The organism is Pedobacter frigoris (assembly GCF_032678645.1).
Classification (GTDB): Bacteria; Bacteroidota; Bacteroidia; order Sphingobacteriales; family Sphingobacteriaceae; genus Pedobacter; species Pedobacter frigoris_A.
The window spans coordinates 828,536-848,502 of record NZ_JAVTSP010000001.1 but is presented as its reverse complement, the minus strand read 5'-3'; the positions used below and the strand labels follow the sequence as shown (position 1 = coordinate 848,502).

At 40.5% G+C, this 19,967-nt stretch carries 14 protein-coding genes; 11 read left to right on the top strand and 3 right to left on the bottom strand.

The window, feature by feature from the left end:
- Positions 1–6: 6 nt before the first annotated feature.
- The 3 genes from R2Q78_RS03765 (at position 7) to R2Q78_RS03755 (ending at position 4,993) form a co-directional block, all read left to right on the top strand.
- Positions 7–2,877 (top strand): tetratricopeptide repeat protein, encoded by a 2,871-nt coding sequence (locus tag R2Q78_RS03765; RefSeq protein WP_316789011.1) that lies wholly within the window; start codon positions 7–9, stop codon positions 2,875–2,877.
- Positions 2,878–2,945: 68 nt separating this feature from the next.
- Positions 2,946–4,118, top strand: coding sequence for an MFS transporter (locus R2Q78_RS03760; protein ID WP_316789010.1), 1,173 nt, complete (start codon positions 2,946–2,948; stop codon positions 4,116–4,118).
- An 86-nt stretch (positions 4,119–4,204) separates the two neighbouring features.
- Complete coding sequence (locus R2Q78_RS03755) at positions 4,205–4,993, top strand: DUF3050 domain-containing protein (protein WP_316789008.1); 789 nt, start codon at positions 4,205–4,207, stop codon at positions 4,991–4,993.
- Here the strand turns inward: R2Q78_RS03755 and R2Q78_RS03750 are convergent.
- Complete coding sequence (locus R2Q78_RS03750) at positions 4,983–5,468, bottom strand: peroxiredoxin family protein (protein ID WP_316789006.1); 486 nt, start codon at positions 5,466–5,468, stop codon at positions 4,983–4,985. The genes R2Q78_RS03755 and R2Q78_RS03750 overlap by 11 nt on opposite strands.
- 147 nt (positions 5,469–5,615) lie before the next feature.
- Here R2Q78_RS03750 and R2Q78_RS03745 point away from each other — a divergent pair, with 147 nt between their 5' ends.
- The 4 genes from R2Q78_RS03745 to rpiB all read left to right on the top strand — a co-directional run bounded on the left by R2Q78_RS03745 (position 5,616) and on the right by rpiB (position 12,718).
- Positions 5,616–8,393: an outer membrane beta-barrel protein gene (locus tag R2Q78_RS03745; protein ID WP_316789004.1), complete on the top strand. Its 2,778-nt coding sequence runs from the start codon at positions 5,616–5,618 to the stop codon at positions 8,391–8,393.
- Between the two features lie 88 nt (positions 8,394–8,481).
- The gene (locus tag R2Q78_RS03740; RefSeq protein ID WP_316789002.1) at positions 8,482–9,942 is read left to right on the top strand and encodes an aminoacyl-histidine dipeptidase; all 1,461 of its coding nucleotides are present in this window, start codon (positions 8,482–8,484) and stop codon (positions 9,940–9,942) included.
- Positions 9,943–9,962: 20 nt separating this feature from the next.
- Entirely contained in the window at positions 9,963–12,257 is a 2,295-nt protein-coding gene (locus R2Q78_RS03735) for a c-type cytochrome (RefSeq protein WP_316789001.1), read from the top strand.
- An 11-nt stretch (positions 12,258–12,268) separates the two neighbouring features.
- Positions 12,269–12,718 (top strand): ribose 5-phosphate isomerase B, encoded by a 450-nt coding sequence (gene rpiB, locus R2Q78_RS03730; RefSeq protein ID WP_316788999.1) that lies wholly within the window; start codon positions 12,269–12,271, stop codon positions 12,716–12,718.
- On the opposite strand, the gene R2Q78_RS03725 is transcribed toward rpiB, so the two are convergent.
- Both R2Q78_RS03725 and R2Q78_RS03720 read right to left on the bottom strand, forming a co-directional pair.
- Positions 12,719–13,432, bottom strand: coding sequence for a DUF4397 domain-containing protein (locus R2Q78_RS03725; RefSeq protein ID WP_316788997.1), 714 nt, complete (start codon positions 13,430–13,432; stop codon positions 12,719–12,721).
- Between the two features lie 142 nt (positions 13,433–13,574).
- Complete coding sequence (locus R2Q78_RS03720) at positions 13,575–15,215, bottom strand: murein L,D-transpeptidase (protein WP_316788996.1); 1,641 nt, start codon at positions 15,213–15,215, stop codon at positions 13,575–13,577.
- Between the two features lie 668 nt (positions 15,216–15,883).
- On the opposite strand from R2Q78_RS03720, the gene R2Q78_RS03715 reads away from it, so the two are divergent.
- The 4 genes from R2Q78_RS03715 to R2Q78_RS03700 all read left to right on the top strand — a co-directional run bounded on the left by R2Q78_RS03715 (position 15,884) and on the right by R2Q78_RS03700 (position 19,920).
- Positions 15,884–16,519 carry an outer membrane beta-barrel protein gene (locus R2Q78_RS03715; RefSeq protein WP_316788994.1) on the top strand — a complete coding sequence of 212 codons (636 nt, stop codon included), beginning with the start codon at positions 15,884–15,886 and terminating at the stop codon, positions 16,517–16,519.
- A gap of 79 nt (positions 16,520–16,598) precedes the next feature.
- Positions 16,599–17,948: a PhoH family protein gene (locus R2Q78_RS03710; protein WP_316788992.1), complete on the top strand. Its 1,350-nt coding sequence runs from the start codon at positions 16,599–16,601 to the stop codon at positions 17,946–17,948.
- 98 nt (positions 17,949–18,046) lie between these two features.
- Positions 18,047–18,649, top strand: a complete 603-nt coding sequence (locus tag R2Q78_RS03705) for an RNA polymerase sigma factor (protein ID WP_316788990.1) — start codon at positions 18,047–18,049, stop codon at positions 18,647–18,649.
- 62 nt (positions 18,650–18,711) lie between these two features.
- The gene (locus tag R2Q78_RS03700) at positions 18,712–19,920 is read left to right on the top strand and encodes a FecR family protein (RefSeq protein ID WP_316788989.1); all 1,209 of its coding nucleotides are present in this window, start codon (positions 18,712–18,714) and stop codon (positions 19,918–19,920) included.
- The last annotated feature ends 47 nt before the right edge of the window (positions 19,921–19,967 follow it).

Genomic DNA, 19,967 nt, shown 5'->3' with positions numbered 1-19,967 from the left:
ATAGCGATGAGAAGAATTAGTTGCCTCCTGTTTGTGCTCTTATTTAACATTTACGAATCAAAATCACAAAATATTCATCCGGATGAAACCCTAAAAATACAGCAGGCACTGCAAGATGCCAGAGGGCAGTTGCTTCAAAAGGCAGGTTCAGCTAATGTAGATATTGAAACGGTAGACCGTATGTTGCAATTGGGATTGTGGAGAGAAGCTAAACTCATCATTGATAAACATAAGGGTGTTGACTATCAGTTATTATTAGCCGATTATCTGATCTTGAACAATGATTTTAAAGAGGCAGAAAAACTAGTCAATAGCGTTTTAAAGCAATCATCAAAAAATGAAAAGGCGCTGTTATTGAAAGGTTTTCTGGAGATACAGGCATGGCGACTACAACAAGCTGCTGAAATCGCACAGCGGATTATTAAAAGCAATGCCTCAAGCGAGGCGGGTAATTTGCTGCTGGGCAGAGTTAGGTTACTTCAAAAAGATTACAATAATGCATTGGCAATCGCTAAAAAAGTAGCAACTGTAAATCCAAAAAGTGCAGGTTCTTATCTTTTAGAAGCAGATGTATACTTTTGGAACCAACATCCGGAACAGGCAGAAAAGCCTTTGATTAAATCCCTGGAACTGGACCCTTTTAACGCAGATGCCCGTTTTAGTTATGGCTATGCCATCTGGAGAAGGATCGATGCCACGCAATTGAACGCTATGGCTGCTCAATGGGAACTGGCATTGAATATCAATCCGCTGCACTACCAGACGCACTGGCATTGGGGCAATGGCCATACCAATCTGACTTATGCAGATTATGCGGAGAAGGATGACGAGGCCATAAGGCAGGAACTGGCCAAAGCAGACTCGCTGGTGACATCCAATGACGTAAAATCTGCATTGGAATTTACCAGGGTTATTCAACAGAAATACCCGAAGTCTGTACTTCCGCTGATGCACCGCGCTTCGATTTATTACAGTGCTTTCGATCAGGACCGCAAAATGAGATTAGATTCGGCGGAGGTATTGTTTAAAAAAGTCCTGAGTATAAAAAAACATTATGGACCTGCACACAATGGCCTGTCTGCAGTCATTAAATCAAAGCGGATTCCCTACCTGCAGGTGTTTGATTCCATTACCAATGTGTTAAATACCACTAAAATAGCCGACAGGGAGAACTTTTTAAAGGTCTTTCCAGATGTAGCTTACTATCCCGGAGAAACAGCCAAGGCGATGGTGTGGAATCAAATGTATACTTCTGTGGTGTATTTCCCTTTCTTATCCAGGCAAAACAACAATTTCAGGATTCCGCCACTGCATCACGATCTGGCGATCACCATGCGTTCGCCTTCATTCCGGTACATGACCACATTTGACAACCGTCAATGGATGGACATCAGGGGAGTAGGAAGCGGAGCTGCCGCTATAGAGTATGTAGAGCGGGGTGCTTTTCTGGAACGTAATGTGGTTTTGCACGAATATGTACACCTGTTTCATGGGACCGTACTTACAGATGCTGAAAACCGGCAGATCCGAAAGTTGTATTACAACGCAATGAAAGAAAAGCGTACACTCGATTACTACTCTCAGAATAATGAAAGTGAATACTTTGCCCAGACTTACCCGGCATTCTTTGAACCGGTAAAAGTACATCCGCTGGATTTTAAATCAATGAATACTACGCTGGATCTGAAAACTAAGGATCCGGATATGTATCATTTTCTGGACCAGCTGGTAAAAAAAGAAAAGGCATACCTGGCCGGAGATCAAAAAGCCATGGCCAGCAATTGGGCCGAAGTATATTTAAACCTTAGCAAAAGATACGGAAGTTCTCCAGCAGCCAGGAATTACCTGGATACAGCCCTGACTTATGATGATAAATACCTGCCGGCGTACCTGGCAATGAGCAATTTCTTTATCAATAGTAAAAACCTAACGGAAGCAGAAAAATGGCTGATGAAAGCAAGGTCGGTAGATTCAACATATGCACCTATATATGTTTCCTACGCTGCATTAATAGGAGCGAAGTACCAGTCCAAAGAAATTGATCAGCAAAGTTCCATCAGACAACAGGCCGGTTACCTCCAAAAGGCACTGAAGCTGGAAGATGATTATCAGGAGCTGGCCAGGGTAAATGGATTGTTGAGAGAGCTTTACAAAAGAAATGCGATGCTTGCCGATGCGATCAAAGTAGCAGACCAATATGCTAAAACCGGGGCAAGGGTATCAACTTATCTGAGAGACCGTATAGATGATGCTTCAGCTTTTTCGGCTGTGCTCAAATCTGAAATGGGAGATCAATCAGCGGTAGCTGTTTTGAAAAATCTGGTAGCCCAAAAACCACAGAACTTTGAATACAGGAATATGTACGCCGACGCATTGGCCGTTAACGGCCAATATCCGGAAGCGATCAACACACTAAAAGAAGCCCAGAGAATTCTTAGCGCGTCCGGAAATGCCAGGACGGACTATAACCTGAGGATTGCTGAATTTTACAATGCTGATGGGAATAAAGACAGCGTGAATACCTACCTGACACCATTTTTGACGGGAAAATACCAGATTAGAGGAGCTGATCAGATTAGATACATCAACCTGTTGATTAAGACGGGTAACAAAGAAAAGGCCGCAGACTTATTAAAAAGTATGAACCTAACCGGTGATAATTTCTATATGGGCGGGTATTTATATGCTACAGCTAAATTACAGGAAGCAAACGGACTTGCCTCAGAAAGCGCAGCATCCCTGGAAAAGGCGATTGCCTCCAATCCGTATCATCTTGCAGCTTACAGAGATCTGGTGGCCTATCTAAAAATACAGAAACAAACTTTGAAGGCAGGCGAACTGCAGGAGAAAATGAGGATTCTTTTTTACCAAAAATAGACGGAAAGCAGGCATTTTTATCATTACTTTTGTGGTGTGTAATTTGTACACTAACTACAATGTTTTTTATGAAAAGAAGCCTGCTTACATTAACTCTTGGAGGATTAGGAATCGGGATCACAGAATTTGTGATGATGGGTTTACTTCCGGATATTGCTAAAGATCTGTCGATTACCATACCGCAGGCAGGTCATTTGATTTCTGCATATGCCCTTGGTGTTGTTATCGGAGCTCCGCTACTTGTCGCAATAGCGGGCAGTTATCCGCCGAAAAAAATCCTGATTGTCTTAATGATGATGTTTACCGGTTTTAATGCGCTATCGGCATTCGCTCCAGACTATACCACGATGTTTGTTGCGCGTTTGTTGGCAGGCCTGCCTCACGGGGCGTTTTTCGGCGTTGGTTCCGTTGTAGCCAGCCGGCTTGCTGATAAGGGCAGAGAAGCACAGGCAGTTTCCTTAATGTTTGCCGGACTTACGGTCGCCAATATACTCGGAGTTCCTCTTGGTACTTTCATAGGCCACAATTACTCATGGCGTTACACTTTTATCATCATCGTTATAGTGGGTCTGGTCACTTTGCTGACCTTAAAACTCTGGATGCCTGCATTACCAGCTACTAAAAACAGGAATTTAAAAGAAGAACTGAGTTTTTTCAAACTGCCAGAAGCCTGGCTGATCATTCTGATGATCGCTATTGGCACCGGTGGGTTATTCTCATGGTACAGCTATATTGCACCTTTATTGACAGACGTGTCTGGATTCTCTGCAGACAGCATCACTTATATTTTGGTATTGGCCGGTTTAGGCATGCTGGTAGGTAATTTCATAGGAGGGAGACTGGCAGATAAATTTTCTCCGGCCAAGGCCTGTATATCGCTGTTGATCGTAATGGCAGTTACCTTATTTATTGTTCATTATGTTTCAGGTAATCAGGTTATTTCCTTAATCATGACTTTCATTACCGGAGCTGTGGCATTTGCGCTGGCCGCACCAATACAGATGTTGATGATCAATACAGCAAAGGGTTCCGAAATGCTTGCAGCATCAGTGAGCCAGGCGAGTTTTAACATTGGAAATGCACTGGGTGCTTTTTTAGGCGGATTGCCACTTGCTGCGGGGTACGATTATACATCGCCAGTATGGGTGGGATCTGTTATGGCCTTGATCGGAGCAGCTTTTGCATGGATGCTGATTTCACGAAATAAGAGAAATGCCCAACTGAGTTATGTCGGTCGATAAAATATCAATGATGAAAGTTGCCTGACAAGAACCTGAATTATTTAAAGCAGAAACAATTATCTTTGCCGCTCATAAAAAATGATCAAATGAAGGCAGCGCTGGAGAGAATTCAAATTGCAATAGAGCCCCTTAGGCAGGAAATTATAAATCATAAGGTTTATTCAGTAATTAACGATATTGAAGACCTCAGAATATTCATGGAACACCATGTTTATGCGGTTTGGGATTTCATGTCGCTCTTAAAATCCTTGCAAATTAATCTTACCTGCACTACTTTGCCGTGGTTTCCTGTAGGCTCAGGAAATACCAGGTCTTTGATCAATGAGATCGTAGCGGGAGAAGAATCAGACATTGATGCCAATGGCATAAAAAAAAGTCATTTTGAGATGTACCTGGAGGCGATGGAACAATGTGGAGCAGATACCGCTGAAATCCATAGTTTTATTGCAGCATTAAAGGAATCAAATGATTTTGAAAGAGCTTATCGTGTTGCCGGAACTCCTGCTGCTGCACAAAGTTTTGTGGATTTTACGTTTGAAACCATTTACAGTAATCAAGCGCATCTTCAGGCCAGCACATTTACATTTGGCAGGGAAGACCTGATTCCAAATATGTTTCTGACCATTGTCAATGATTTAAACCAAAAGTTTCCTGATCAGATCTCACTGTTTAAATATTATTTGGACAGGCATATAGAAGTAGACGGAGATCACCATAGCCATCTGGCACTTGAAATGACTGCTGAGCTTTGTGGTGACAATGACACCTATTGGAAAGCAGCAGAAGAAGCTACTATAGCATCATTAAGAAAACGTCTAGAACTTTGGGATGGAGCTTATCAAAAAATAACCGCCAATCAGCTGATTAAGGCTTGATCAGTTTGAAGAATTTAGGTACATCATTATCGTTACTTGAATAATAGATCAGTTTCCTGTCAGATCCGAATAAATACAATGAAGGGTATTGTTTGGGGTGGAACAGGGGGATAAACACATGGTCTTTGTCCTGCAAAATACTCACATTCTTCATGCTCAATAATGCTTTTCCATAATTCGTCATGAAGTAATCTATAGACCGTTGCTCATCCTGAGTTACTAAAATCAAGTTGATGTCGGCGAATTCCTTATTTCTTTTAGACATTGCAGCAGCTGTTTTCTGGCAGTGACCACAGGTAGCATCAAAGAACATCAGCAAGGTCTTTTTTCCCTTAGCAATCTGGTCCGTTGAAAATGTTCCGCCAGCTTTTTTATAAAAAACTGCCTTAGGTATCTCTGTTCCGGGAGTGAGTTCCTGACTGTAAGCCAAGGTTGCGAAGGCTGAAAAGAAAAGGGCTAAAAGAAATTGCTTCATATAGTACAAAATATTAAACACCGCTAATATCAGATTCTTTCCGTTTAGTTGTGTCATTTTAATATAATGTAGATTTTTTTGGATGTTATAATTTTATAATTATCTTTAACTAAGTTTTTAGTAGATTATTTCAGCCAAATATAAATTATGAAAAAGATAACGCTCTCCTTATTTTTTCTTTTGCTTTCCTGCGTTGTGTTCGCGCAAAAGAATGGTGTCATTACAGGTTCTCTTGTTGACAGTACCAATCACAAAGTGACTCTCAATTATGCTACGGTATCAGTATTCAAAGCGGGGGATACTGTGCTCATTACCTATAAACTTTCAGATGATAAAGGCGTATTTGTGATCAATGGTCTGCAAACGGGTATAAAATACAAACTGGTGATTAATGCCTGGCAGTACCACATCCTGCGTAAAGAGGTGATGCTGGAAGCCTCATCACCTAAAATAGATCTGGGACAATTGATATTGTCTGAAAAGGCCAATAACCTCCAGGAAATAGTGATAAAGGCAGAACGGCCGCCTATAATAGTCCGAAAAGACACCATAGAATTTAATGCGGAGTCATTCAAGACCCTGCCAAGTGCGGTTGTAGAAGATCTGTTGAAAAAACTGCCGGGTGTGAGTCTTGATGACGACGGGAATATTAAGGTAAATGGTAAATCTGTAAGTAAGATCCTCGTAGATGGAAAAGAGTTTTTTGGCGGAGACCAGCAAATTGCTACCAAGAACCTGCCTGCTAATATTATCGACAAGGTGCAGGTGATGGACGATCAGGAGGCCAAGCGTGCAAATCCGGATTTAGTTGCAGCCGATGTTCCTCAGGTTATTAATCTCAAATTAAAAAGAGCAATCAAGCAGGGAATGTTTGGTAAATTGTATGGGGGAGGCGGTTCAGCGGAACTGTTTGAAACAGGGGGAATTCTCAATGTTTTTAGAGATACGTCGCAAGTTAGTGTTTTAGGTTATGGCAATAATGTAAACAAGCCTGGGTTTAGTATGGCTGATATACAAAGGATTGGAGGCTTTGCAAGGGGCGGTTCCAGTTCGATGATGATAAGTTCCAGTGGTGGCTTTAGTCTGGATAATATATCGTTCGGCGGACTTGGCTCAGGAGTACAGACCTCAGCAGGAGCCGGAGCCAATTTTAATACAGTTACTAAAAAAGGCATTAAAATAAACGCGAAGTACTTTTATGGACAAACCAGCGACTTGATCACCAGAGAAACTAATGAAGATCAGAAGCTAGGTCAGGGCAGTCTGATTACAAGGAACAGTTCAAAACAAGAAAACAAGAATTATATCCACACCATTAGCGGAAGGATAGATTTTAAAATAGATAGTCTTACCAGTTTATTTATTACTCCCTCAGTATCTTTAGGGACAAGTAGAGGCGATGGGTTGGATCTCAAGAACAGCTATCGTGGCAGTGATACCAAAATCAATGATGCTGAGAATAATAGTATTTCCGATGGAAGCAATACAGATTATTCTGTCTCTGCTACCCTTAACAGGAGTTTTAAGAAGAGAGGCAGGTCGTTTAATTCAAATTTAAATATCAATAAAAAAGACAATGGAAATGATAATTTTAACACTTCAGTAGTCAATTTTTACGACGATGGGACAAGCAGGAATATTGATCAGTTAAGGGGAAATGAAGTGCGGAATTTTGGAATGTCACTCTCTGCTAATTATAGCGAACCGATCAGTAAAGAGCTGTCTTTGTCATTTGTAGCACGATCTAATTATCTTGACAATGAAAACGCCCTGGCTACCTTTTATAAAAATCCACTGAATCAGTCGTTTGATATAGCAGTGCCTTCTCTTTCAGAGACGGTGAGGCAAAGTGGAATTAAAAATAACCTCGCTTCTTCACTAAGGTGGAGAATAACCAAAGATCTGGATATTAATCCAGGTATGGTATTCAACACCATAAGTTTGAGAAACAGGTTCATCAAGTACGAGAATTTTAACCAGAATTATGCTTTTTTCGCTCCGCAACTGTCTGTAAGGTACAAGATTCTGTCCATGCAATATACCCCTTCATTTTCAGAGCCAAATGTAAACTCTATACAGCCGGTAGCAAACAATACTGATCCGCTATTCATTCAGGAAGGAAATACTTCACTCCAGCCTGAAAAATCTCATAGTGTTTATTTGAGTATGTTCAAGTATGACCTGAAGCAGTCTATGAATTACAATTTTAGTATAAACGGAAGTTTGCGTGATAATTCTACTGTGATGTCCAGAAAGGTAAGTGCTGAAGGTGTACAGACCAGCAGGCCTGTGAATGTAAATGGGATATGGTCGTTTTCTATGTTTGGAAATTTAAGTAAGGACTATAAGAACGAGAAAACACAGATTAACGTTGGTTTAGGTTTCAGTACTGGTTATCGTAAAAGTCTGGTAATCGTTAATGATATCAAAAGTAACACCTATAATTTTTCTTTCACGCCAAGGGCAAATATCAGGTTCAACCTGAATGATAAGTTTGAATTTAGCCAGCGATATTCGATAACATCGAATAAAAGCATGTACGATGATCCCTTTTATACCGATTTAAGAACAATCTCTCAGACCAGTTCTTCAGAACTCGTGGTCCGGTTTCCAAAAGGAGTGGTGTGGGAAAGCAATTATAATATACAGTTCAACAATCAAAAAGTAGCTGGTTTCAACAATCGTTTGCAGATGTGGAATGCAGGTGTATATTTCCTGTTCCTGAAAAACGACCGCCTGCAACTTAAGTTTTCGGTGAATGATATCCTTAATTCAAATGTGGGACGTACTGTCTATATTTCTGAGAATTCAATCAGGGATATGCAGACCAATAATCTGGGGCGATATGGACTGATGACCCTGACTTATAACATCCAGAATTTTGGCGGAAAAGTAGGAGGTAAGGAGCGCTTCTTTGGTTTTTAATGCAACAAAAAGAGTATATAACAGCCTCTACAAGTGTTTCTGGAAACTTTTATTTAAGTTTGTTTAAATACAAATGAATAGATTATAAATGGAAGTTAAGGATTTGGAGCCTAAGGCACTCTGGCAAAATTTTGCAAGCCTGAATGCGATACCACGTGCATCAAAAAAAGAAGCGAAAGTAATTCAGTTTATGGTTGATTTTGGCAATAGCCTGGGATTAGAGACTATAAAAGATCAGATTGGAAATGTAGTCATTAAAAAGCCTGCAACAGCCGGCATGGAAAACAGGAAAACTGTGATCATGCAATCACATCTGGATATGGTGCATCAAAAGAATGGCGACAGTACTTTTAACTTCGAAACCCAGGGGATAGATATGTATGTGGAGAATGACTGGGTAAGAGCAAAAGGTACCACCTTAGGAGCTGATAATGGCATAGGGGTCGCGACCATTATGAGTATTTTGGCGGCTTCGGACATTCAGCATCCGGCTGTAGAAGCATTATTTACCATTGATGAAGAGACCGGAATGACCGGAGCAAAACAGCTTGATCCAGCCAATCTATCCGGTACCATACTTTTGAATCTTGACACAGAAGAAGATCATGAACTTACGATTGGTTGTGCCGGTGGAATAGATACCAATACCATTTATAACTATAAACAAGTGCCGGTAAGCAATGGAAGTGTTGCTTTTCAAGTGACCATTAAAGGTCTGTTGGGAGGGCATTCTGGAATGGATATTCATAAAGGAAGAGCAAATGCCAATAAGCTGATGAACCGTTTATTGTTCAATGCAATTAAAGATATCGAATTGCAGCTGAGTACAATAGATGGAGGAAGCTTAAGGAATGCAATACCAAGAGAATCGAAAGCAGTAGTGGTAGTTCCAGACAATCAGCAAGAAGCATTTCTTTCGTTTATAAAAGACTTCAGTGAAGTCATTAAAACTGAATACAATTCGATTGAGCCATCATTAAACATCACTGCAGATACAGCTGAAGTTCCGTCACATGCTGTTGAACATTCAGATTTTGTAAAGATCATAAATGCTATATATGCACTCCCAAATGGCGTTTTCCGGATGAGTCCGGATATTGAAGACCTGGTAGAAGCATCATCAAATCTCGCGCGTGTTATTGTAAAGGGAGGTGATTTTATCACACAATCACTTCAGCGCAGCAGTGTGGAAAGCAGCAAAACAGATGTGGCTTATTCCGTTGCGGCGGCATTTGAAATCATGGGCTGTAATGTTTCCAGAAGCGGCGATTATCCTGGCTGGAAACCGAATGCAGATTCAGACATATTGAGGCTGATGACGGGTATATATAAGGAAACTTTCTCTGAAGATCCAGATGTGAATGCTTGTCACGCGGGGCTGGAATGTGGTATTTTAGGAGCACATCTTCTAGGTATGGATATGATTTCTTTCGGACCAACCATCCACGGAGCACATTCACCAGACGAAAAAGTAAAGATATCTTCAGTTCTAAAATTCTGGGGTTATTTACTTAAAGTGCTTAGTCAGACTCCTGAAAAAACTAATTGAGCGAGAGGTTCTTAATGAATATGAAATCATATAAATATGTCGTTTTGGTAATCGCATTGTTTTCTCTATACCAATGCCAGAGTTATAAGAGCGTAGTTGGCTCCAACAATATTACAGGGATAGCAAAAGGAATTGATTTTAGTACCTCCCCTGTAGTGCCTGCCCAGGAATCCATCGGTAAGATGAGGATCGAGGATGGATTTGATGTCCAACTGGTAGCTGCTGAGCCATTGGTAAGTACTCCTGTCGCCATGTCATTTGATGCCAATGGTCGCATGTGGGTGGTAGAGATGAGCGGTTACATGCCTGATTCTATGGGTAGAGGTGAAGATAAGCCAAGCGGCAAGATTGTAATTCTGGAGGATAAAAATCATGATGGCGTTGCAGATACCCGAAAAGTATTTTTGGATTCACTGGTGCTGCCAAGATCTATATGCCTGATTGAGGATGGGATACTGGTTGCGGAACCGCCCAGGTTGTGGTACTATAAAATTAAGAATGATAAACCTGCAGGACGGACGCTGGTAGATGCAAAGTTTGCCGATGAGGGTAATGTAGAGCATCAGCCAAACGGGCTCATGAGGGCGCTGGACAACTGGATTTACAATGCCAAAGACAGCAAGCGTTTTAGAAAACGAGGCGATAAATGGATTGTAGAACAAACGCATTTCAGGGGCCAATGGGGTATAACCCAGGATGACTATGGCCGTTTGTATTACAACGACAATTCGACTAACCTGATCGGTGATTTCTTTTCGCCCGGATTCGGTGCGGGCAACAAAAATTTAAGGGGTGTATCGGGATACAATGAACGTTCAGTGGCTGATAACCGTGTTTATCCGATCAGACCTACTACAGGTATAAACAGAGGCTATGTACCCGGAATGCTGGACGATAGTCTGAGGCTTAAAGAATTTACGGCAGCCTGCGGGCCGGTGATTTATAGGGGCGATCTGTTTGGTGATGCGTACAAGTGGAATGCTTTTGTGGCAGAACCGACTGGTAACCTGATCAAAAGAGATATCCTGACACAAGATGGATTTAAAATAAAAGGAAAACAGGCTTATCAGAACAAAGAATTTCTGGCTAGTGTAGATGAGCGTTTCAGACCTGTGAGCTTATACAATGGCCCGGATGGAGCTTTGTATGTGGTCGACATGTATCGCGGCATTATACAGCATAAAACCTATGTAACGCCTTATTTAAGAAATGAATTTGCCAAAAGAAATCTTTCTGAGCCTTTGGGTTGCGGCAGGATCTATAAGATTGTTCCCAAAAACAAGAAGGCTAATTTTGTTACCATTCCTAATGACCCTCAGCAGCAGGTAGCCTTACTGGGTAATGCAAACGGTTTTATAAGGGATCTTACGCAGCAGGTCATGGTAGATCAGAAGAATAAAAATGCTATACCTTATTTAAAAGCAGCGTTAAAAAACCGCGCCAACCCATTGCAGGTTATACATGCCATGTGGACTTTAGAGGGAGTTGATGCATTGCAGACCAACGAAGTACTGGCCTTGCTGAAAGATTCAAACTGGATCATCAGGGCACAAGCATTGAGCGTATTGCCTTCCGTGATCAATACTTCAAGCTATCAGTTTTATGCCGATGCATTGCAGCAACTGATCGTAAATGATGACCAGCTTGCAGCCCCATATATAGCCTATACAGCCAATTACATCAAGCCCTTCAATGACAAATCAGCTGATGCTCTACTGATATCTGTGGTTAAAAAGTATCCAAATGATAATTTTGTGATCGATGCTGTGGTGAGCACTTTGACTTACAAGGAAGAGCTATTTAAACAGGCTATTGCAAAAGATCTGCCTGATACTGCATTGCGGATCAACAAGCAATTGCAGCGTGCGATTAATAACTTTAAAAGCACACAAAAGAACAGAGATCCTGAACTCATCGCGAAGGCGTATCCAAAAGGTGCTGCATTATTTCTTTCTACCTGTCAGACCTGTCATGCACCTGATGGCAATGGCATCAAATCACTGGCGCCGCCTTTGAATAAATCAGAATGGGTAAATGGAGATAAAAATAAACTGATTTCCATTGTGATGTATGGACTGACCGGGCCAATAAAAGTGAATGGGCATGTATACGAGTCGCCGGAAATTTCTGCTGATATGCCTGGTATAGGGCATAGTGAGGAGATTTCTGATGAAGATATCGCCCAGGTGCTTAACTTTATCCGAAATTCATGGCAAAACGATGGCAGCAAGATTGATGTTAAAGATATAGGTGCTATTCGTGCAAAATATAAGGGGCGTGAAAAAGCATTCACAGAAGAAGAGTTAAATAGATAAATCAGGATATCATGAAAGTTATTATAGGTTCAGATCATGCAGGATTTCAATACAAAGAGATATTGATTGATGTAATGCAGCAAAATGGTTATGAGGTGATAGATAAAGGCACCTATAACCAACAACCAACAGATTATCCTGACCATGCTGCAGATGTTGCTTTGGCGCTGCTTAATAAAGAAGGAGAAAGAGGGATCCTGATTTGTGGAAGCTCCGTAGGAGTGAGCATTGCTGCTAATAAATTTAAAGGTATCAGGGCAGGAGTCTGCCATGATACCTATTCTGCACATCAGTCGGTAGAACACGATGATGTCAATATTTTGTGCCTTGGAGAGCGTGTTGTGGGTATAGAACTTGCCAAGGATATTGTTTTTAGTTTTCTTAAGGCCGAATTCTCAAATGAAGAGCGTCATGTAAAACGGCTTGAAAAAATAAAGGCAATTGAAGACAATGAGCTATAACTATTTGTTGGTGATTACCTGTCCGCTAAAAGCCCTTTCAGTATCAGTAGCGTTCAGTAAACCTCTAGCAATCACTGTGTAGATACCGCCCTTTTTAATATCTACATCTTTCAATTCGGCTTTAACTGCAGTTGTAGCTTTATCCCTGATCTCAAAAGTATATAATTTAGCATCCACTTCCAGGAAAGCCCCTGCAGATTTATAGGCTTTATCGGTGGCAATGGCAGCTCCGTCTTTTACGCTTAAATTTAGCGGAGTAGCATCAGGAGAAAGATTGATGAACCTGATAAGGGCTTTATCTGTCCCCGGGACTTTGATGTCATCAGTAATTTGCAGATAATCTAATTTGTCGGCTTTGTCAATCACGAACAAGGAGTAAATTTTATCCTTTTCAAGGACAATCTTTTTGGTAAGCAGGCTTTCTGTGTTATCTTCTGTGGTCAATTTTGCATTGTACTCACCAGGATTCACCTGAAGATAAGGAATTGTCCCCCCAAAAGGTAAAGCGCCTGTATTTGCCTTACTTTGGTTCAGGTAAAAATTGAAGGTACTTAAAGTAGGTGAGGTATTGGTGACGCTCAAATAAGAAGTGTTGACAGTAGTAACAGGATCTTTTTTGCAGGAATCCAATATTAATACTACCATGAGCATTCCTAAAATGATGGCTATTGCCAATAATGATTTTAACAGCGGTTTAGCGGGTGAGTTGGTCATATGTGTATTGTTTCTATTGTGGTTAGTGATTTAAAAAGAAAAGGGGCTGGATCCGCAGACCCAACCCCCATATCTAATTTAACGCTCTCAATAAACTAAACGATCCAACTCCGTATATCGCTACACTTGTAGCTGAAAAAAATCAATCTTTTTTTAATAGCATGTCTGCCAGAGGTTTATCGCGCTCATATATGTCCTTTCTAAAATTCAACAGGTTGTTCCTGTCTGTAAATGCGGTAAAGTAGGCAATAAAAACAGGAACTTTTTCCTTTAATGTAATGTACTTTTCCTTTCCTGAGTTCATGGCTTCCTTTATTTTTTCTCCATCCCATCCCTTTGCGTTTCTTAGCAGGAAGCCCGCAAGTTTAGCTGGCTGTTCTATTCGGATACAACCGTGGCTAAATGCCCTGGATGATTCATTGAACAATGTTTTCGAAGGCGTGTCGTGCAGGTAAATATTGTAGCTGTTCGGAAACAAAAACTTTACCTGGCCCAACGAATTCTTAGACCCTGGCTTTTGTCTGATGACCGGCAATCCTCCTTCGCGTCCGGTAACCTCCATTTGGTGGTCCCTGAGGTAATTTGAATTGCGTCGCATATCTGGCAGCACTTCGTTTTTAACAATGCTGGGAGGGACATTCCAATAAGGGCTAAAAACTACATATTTCATATCTCCTGCAAAAATTACAGTCTTATGGACAGACTGACCTACCACCACATTACAGCTCCACAAAAGGCTGTCGGCATGATATACATGGAGTTTAAATTCAGGGATGTTTACTGCGAGGTAATCTGTGTTTACCTGTACCGGCAGCCAGCGGCTGCGTTCCATATTTACCAGCAGCTGCCTGATCCTGGTATTGAGCGGTACATTCAATTCATTCAGTGTGCCTTTGCCTATGGCGCCGTCGGCTACCAGACCGTGCCTTTCCTGAAACTGTTTCATTGCCTCTAGCAATTTATCGTCATATAGGATGTTTGTAGTGTCCCCCTTGAAATCCTCCAGTTTAAACAATCGTGTTTTAATCTGCGAAATCACGGGAGAGGAATCACCTGGCTTGTAAGACTTTTGATCTGCAATGATGGCAGGCCACTTCTCCTTTTCCTCCAATGCTTTGTATTTCAATAGAAAGTTCTTAAGCAATTCGTATTGTCTGTAGACAGGGGCAACACCAATACCTGCAAATTTCCCGGGAGTTTTTACCAGGCTATCCAGGTATTCTTCGTAAGAAAACTTTTTCCTGGGCAAGAACCACTGTGTTTTTTTACTGATTGCAGCATCCATACCTTGCCATGCAAGTTTGGCAAAAACAAAATATTGAGCAGTAAGCATTAACTCCAGGTTGAGGTCAGGCTTCTTAGCTGATTTCAGGTAAAGCATGGAATCCAGCTGGGTAATGTAGGGGATAGGTTTCGTAATGCCTTCTTCCGGAAGGTTTTTTACCCTGTCGGCAAGATTACCCGCCTGTTCTATCAATCCGCTTTTGCTGTACCAGGCGTAGGCAAAATTTCTTCCCGAGTAGAATTTAGCTATAGACTCCTTATATTCAGTGAGTTGAGGATACTGCTCCAGAAATGAAGCGATCTGTAATGTGTCGAAAAACAGCTCCTGTTTATGGTTGAAACTACCGGGAATGGTTTTGTTCCAATCTTTTATAGAACGCTCTTTAATGGCCTCTTTGCTAATCTTTTGCTTTTTTTTATCTTTTTGACGGCAGCTTTGAAGATAAACAGTTGTTGATAGGAACAAGATCAGCAGGAGCAGGTGCGATGATTTCTTCATAGAATGGGTCGATATACCGTAAATATGTGAATAAAGTGTGTATAAAGCACAAATAACTGTGCAAAAATTGTTAGAAACTTGTGTATAAGTTTAATGAAATAAAACTTGCTTTTTATTGTAAAGGTCTGTATATTAGATCTATCAATTAGCACGTACTTTGACAGTCTGAAAGAAATTCCAAAAAGAATACTTAGCCTAAGGGCAGAAAGATTCTGGCAATTTCAGGAACAGCATATGACGCTTAATATTCGAAGGAGACAGAGAATATATAGATAGATCTAAACTTACCGGTCCGCTGCAAAGCAATTGGTTTGGCTGAGTCCAACAGACATTACAGATCGTATAAAAGGTTTTACGAAACAATTTATAAAGAGGTAATTTTATCGGGGTTTGAAGTTCTTCGGGACTAAAAAACACAACGGAAGGTTAAAGGCACAAAAGCAATTGATAGTTATTTGCAGCTAAGGCTGTAAATGATTGGAAACGGAGAACTTGAATCGAAAGAAGAAAGTCTCCGTTTTCTTTTTTATATGAAAATTTCCTTTTGATTACGTTTACAGATAATCCACACATCATTAGTCTTAATTATGTTACATAAGTCGAATAATAAATATTGATTTTTGAGAATTAATGTGTTTATATTTAGGCCACACACAAATAAAACACATATGAAAAAACAACTATTTACTGCTGCGGCGGTATTGCTATCCGTTTGTGGATACGCTCAGACAAAAGGAACAAGTGCTCTGGGTTTTGGGATTAATTCAAATTCTAATAAGTACGAGTATTCCAGTCCCGGACAATCCACTGAAAACAAATCGACCGGTACTTCAGTCAGCCTCAGCTATGGTTTATTTATTAAGGATAATACCAAGCTAGGTATTGATTTGACTTATGGGGAGCAAGATCAAAAGAGTGGTGATACTGAGTATAAAACTAAACAGTACGGTGGAAATCTCAACTATCAACATTATTATCCTATTGTTAAAAGTCTATTTGCCTATGCAGGTGGAAGAGCCGGATACACCTACACCGAAACAAATCATACTCAAATATCTACCAGTGCTACTGAGGTGTCTGGCAACGGATATAATCTAGGTGCCTACGGTGGTATTACCTGGTTTCTTTCAAAAAGATTTGCATTAGAAACCAGGCTGCTTTCTGCCGATGCTAGTTACAGTCTTATGAAAACTAAAGGTGGATACTCCAGTGGTGACAATCAGAAGCAAACTACAACCAATTTCGACTTAAGTACTCAAGGCTTTATCAAAGATCTCGGGTTCAAAATCTATTTACTATTTTAACTCAAAATATAACGGTTTAAACAAAAAAGCGGCTCTTTAGGGCTGCTTTTTTGTTTGTATTGCTTATTTTTATAATATCATGAGCAAGTCCATAAAGCAACCTTCCCAGCAGCAGAAAATTTTTGTATTAGATACCTCCGTTATTTTATACGATCATAATGCCTTTCATAGCTTTCAGGAACACGATGTTGCTATCCCTATTCAGGTATTAGAGGAACTGGACAATATGAAAAGCGGGAATGAAACCCGTAATGCTGAAGCCAGGAGTTTCATCAGATTGATGGATAAAGCTTCAGGAGAAAAAATCATGAACAAATGGATTCCACTTAATGGGAGTAAGAGTGGGCGGTTTAAGGTGGTAATGGATAGCAAACCTGACCATCTGGATGCTGAGGCTATTTTCGGTGCCGGAAAAATGGACCATAGGATATTGAATGCGGCTTTGAGCCTGAAACAGGAATTTCCACAAAAGAAGGTAGTGCTGGTTTCAAAAGATATTTGTCTGCGGCTGAAGGCAAAATCTCTCGACTTAAATGCCGAAGATTATGAAACAGGTAAGGTAAAAAACCTGGATGAGCTGTATACCGGAAAGACCATTCTGAATAAAGTCCCGGAAGACCTCTTTCTAGCATTAAAAACAGAGGGGAGTATTAGTGCCACCGACCTCAACTTATCTAACAAGTCGGGCAACCACTTTTGTATCCTGAAGAATAATCGTAAAACCACAACGGGCTGGTATGATTTTCAATCGGAGCGAGTATTTTCAGTAAAGCCAAAAAATATCTTTGGTATTTCCCCAAGGAACCATGAGCAATCCTTTGCCATACATGCTTTGTTGAACCCAGATGTAAAGCTGGTGACCATACAGGGCAAGGCCGGAACGGGCAAGACTCTGCTTGCCATTGCAAGTGCATTGGAACAGCGTAAAGATTACAGGCAGATCTATGTTACACGCCCCATTGTCGCATTGAGCAATAAGGATATTGGCTTTCTTCCCGGAGATATCAAATCGAAAATAGATCCCTATATGGCGCCGATATGGGATAACCTGAGGTTCATCAAAGAACAATACAATGATGATCCGAAGATGCAGGCAAGGATAGATGATTTTGTGAAAACGGAGAAGATTGTGATCACCCCACTTGCCTACATTAGAGGGAGGACGCTGACGAAGATCTTTTTTATTGTCGACGAAGCACAAAATCTGACTCCACATGAAATCAAAACCATCATTTCGAGAGCAGGTGAGGATACCAAGATCGTTTTTACCGGCGATATTTATCAAATAGATACACCTTATCTTGATGCGGAAAGTAATGGATTGTCTTATTTAATTGAGAATGCTAAAAACCATCCATTATATGCGCACATCACCCTGGATAAGGGAGAGCGAAGTGAACTGGCTAATCTGGCCAATGACTTGTTATAAGGAAGAACTGTAAAAATCTGTTTAATCTCCGCCTGATATAAATACTCACTTAGAAGTTGTTATATTTGACTATAAACTAACATCAAACCGAAGTTTTAATGGCCTTACAGCATGTAAAAGATATTGATCAGGTAGATTTGCTGAATAGACTTAGAGATAGTGACGAGGCGGCATTTACCGAACTTTATAAAACATATAGTTTACAAATGTATGCCAATACATTAAAAATGGTAAAAGATGAACAAGTTGCTGAAGAACTGGTTCAGGAGCTTTTTACCAAGATATGGCAAAAACGCGAAACTATAGAGGTAGAAGTCGATTTTAAATCTTATTTACATAAAATAGGACAGAATCTGGTTTATGATTTTTTCAGAAAGCTTCAACGGGACGAAAGAATGTATGAACGCTTTAAAGCAGTTGCCACTGAACATTATTCTCATATTGAAGAATCTTTACACCTAAAACAAAGTGAAGCTGTTTTAGAAATAGCTTTGAGTAAATTGTCTGTTCAACAAAGGAAAGTATATCAGTTGTGCAAGATTGATGGCTTTACTTATAAACAGACCGCAGAAAGAATGGGGATATCACCTCATACTGTAAAAGAATACCTTACCAAGGCAAATCAGATCGTGAAGCAATATCTGCTGGATAACCTGGATATATCTATGACGATTTTGTTATTTATGTTTCTTAGAAAATAAAAGTGACTGAACATCCCCCCATATTTTTTTTTGAAGCGTCTTTAATGAAAGAGCGCTTATAAATGAAAAAGAATAGTTCAAATGAATTTAATAACCTGCTGAATAATCAATGTTCGCCGACTGAATTGGATGAATTTCTCATTCAGATTAGCGATGATCATTACAAAAAAATATATTTAGAATTAATCTCCAAGACGCTTGCTCAGGATATAGGGGATTATGACGTTGACCATCTGGTAAAACAGCGGCTTGACAGACGCCTCCAACTCATATTAATCAACGAGAAAGGTGCGAAAGCACCTCATACCGGTAAGCAAATCAATTTTAAGCTTTATTACAAATATGCTGCTGCCGCATTGGTATTCTTAATCTTGTCAGTCGGCCTGATTTATTACATCCAAACATCCGGTAACCGCTCAGAAACCCACTTAACTGCAAATATAAAACCCGGGGGTAACAAGGCTGTTTTAACACTCTCGGATGGGTCAAGGATATTGCTGACTGACGCAAAGAATGGAGAGCTAGCCAGCCAGTCGGGAATTAAAATCGTTAAAACCAGGGATGGACAATTGGTCTATCACATTTCCGGTGAACAATCGTCAGAAAATACTGCCTCTACGATGAAATACAATAAACTGGAGACTCCGCGTGGGGGACAATACCAGGTGAATTTACCTGATGGTACAAAAGTTTGGCTTAACGCGGAGTCGTCCTTAACATTTCCGCCAACTTTTGCAGGTTTGACCGAGCGCAGTATTGAACTCGAGGGAGAAGCTTATTTCGAAGTGGCAAAAGATCAGAACAAGCCTTTCAAGGTATTGGCAGCATCAGGAGCCGGGTTAAAACAGGAAGTTAGAGTTTTAGGAACCCATTTCAATATCAATAGTTACAAGGATGAAAGTACTACGAAGACCACACTGCTTGAAGGCTCGGTAATAGTCGCCGCTTCTGGTAAAACAAGAAATTTAAAGCCTGGACAGCAATCTATACTTAGCAGTGCCGAAATTCATGTAAAAGAAGTCGACGTGCAGGAGATCGTAGCATGGAAAAATGGGTTTTTCATTTTTGAAAATGATAATCTGGAAGGGATACTTAAGAAATTAGCCCGCTGGTATGATGTTGAGGTTTCTTACAATGGGAATTTGAATAATGTTAAAGTTATGGGTTCTGTATCCCGGAACATGGAACTATCGGATGTACTGAGGATTTTAGAGAAAACAGATAAGTTCAAATTTAAATTAGAAGGAAGGAGGATATCAGTTATGCCATAATTCTATTATTGGTCTAATCTGATCCACAAAAAAACCAGAGGTGTTGT

Bases quoted from the DNA above. Each gene is read 5' to 3' on its own strand.
- R2Q78_RS03765 (WP_316789011.1), top strand. From the start codon at position 7: ATGAGAAGAATTAGTTGCCTCCTGTTTGTGCTCTTATTTAACATTTAC.
- R2Q78_RS03760 (WP_316789010.1), top strand. From the start codon at position 2,946: ATGAAAAGAAGCCTGCTTACATTAACTCTTGGAGGATTAGGAATCGGG.
- R2Q78_RS03755 (WP_316789008.1), top strand. From the start codon at position 4,205: ATGAAGGCAGCGCTGGAGAGAATTCAAATTGCAATAGAGCCCCTTAGG.
- R2Q78_RS03750 (WP_316789006.1), bottom strand. From the start codon at position 5,468: ATGAAGCAATTTCTTTTAGCCCTTTTCTTTTCAGCCTTCGCAACCTTG.
- R2Q78_RS03745 (WP_316789004.1), top strand. From the start codon at position 5,616: ATGAAAAAGATAACGCTCTCCTTATTTTTTCTTTTGCTTTCCTGCGTT.
- R2Q78_RS03740 (WP_316789002.1), top strand. From the start codon at position 8,482: ATGGAAGTTAAGGATTTGGAGCCTAAGGCACTCTGGCAAAATTTTGCA.
- R2Q78_RS03735 (WP_316789001.1), top strand. From the start codon at position 9,963: ATGAAATCATATAAATATGTCGTTTTGGTAATCGCATTGTTTTCTCTA.
- rpiB (WP_316788999.1), top strand. From the start codon at position 12,269: ATGAAAGTTATTATAGGTTCAGATCATGCAGGATTTCAATACAAAGAG.
- R2Q78_RS03725 (WP_316788997.1), bottom strand. From the start codon at position 13,432: ATGACCAACTCACCCGCTAAACCGCTGTTAAAATCATTATTGGCAATA.
- R2Q78_RS03720 (WP_316788996.1), bottom strand. From the start codon at position 15,215: ATGAAGAAATCATCGCACCTGCTCCTGCTGATCTTGTTCCTATCAACA.
- R2Q78_RS03715 (WP_316788994.1), top strand. From the start codon at position 15,884: ATGAAAAAACAACTATTTACTGCTGCGGCGGTATTGCTATCCGTTTGT.
- R2Q78_RS03710 (WP_316788992.1), top strand. From the start codon at position 16,599: ATGAGCAAGTCCATAAAGCAACCTTCCCAGCAGCAGAAAATTTTTGTA.
- R2Q78_RS03705 (WP_316788990.1), top strand. From the start codon at position 18,047: ATGGCCTTACAGCATGTAAAAGATATTGATCAGGTAGATTTGCTGAAT.
- R2Q78_RS03700 (WP_316788989.1), top strand. From the start codon at position 18,712: ATGAAAAAGAATAGTTCAAATGAATTTAATAACCTGCTGAATAATCAA.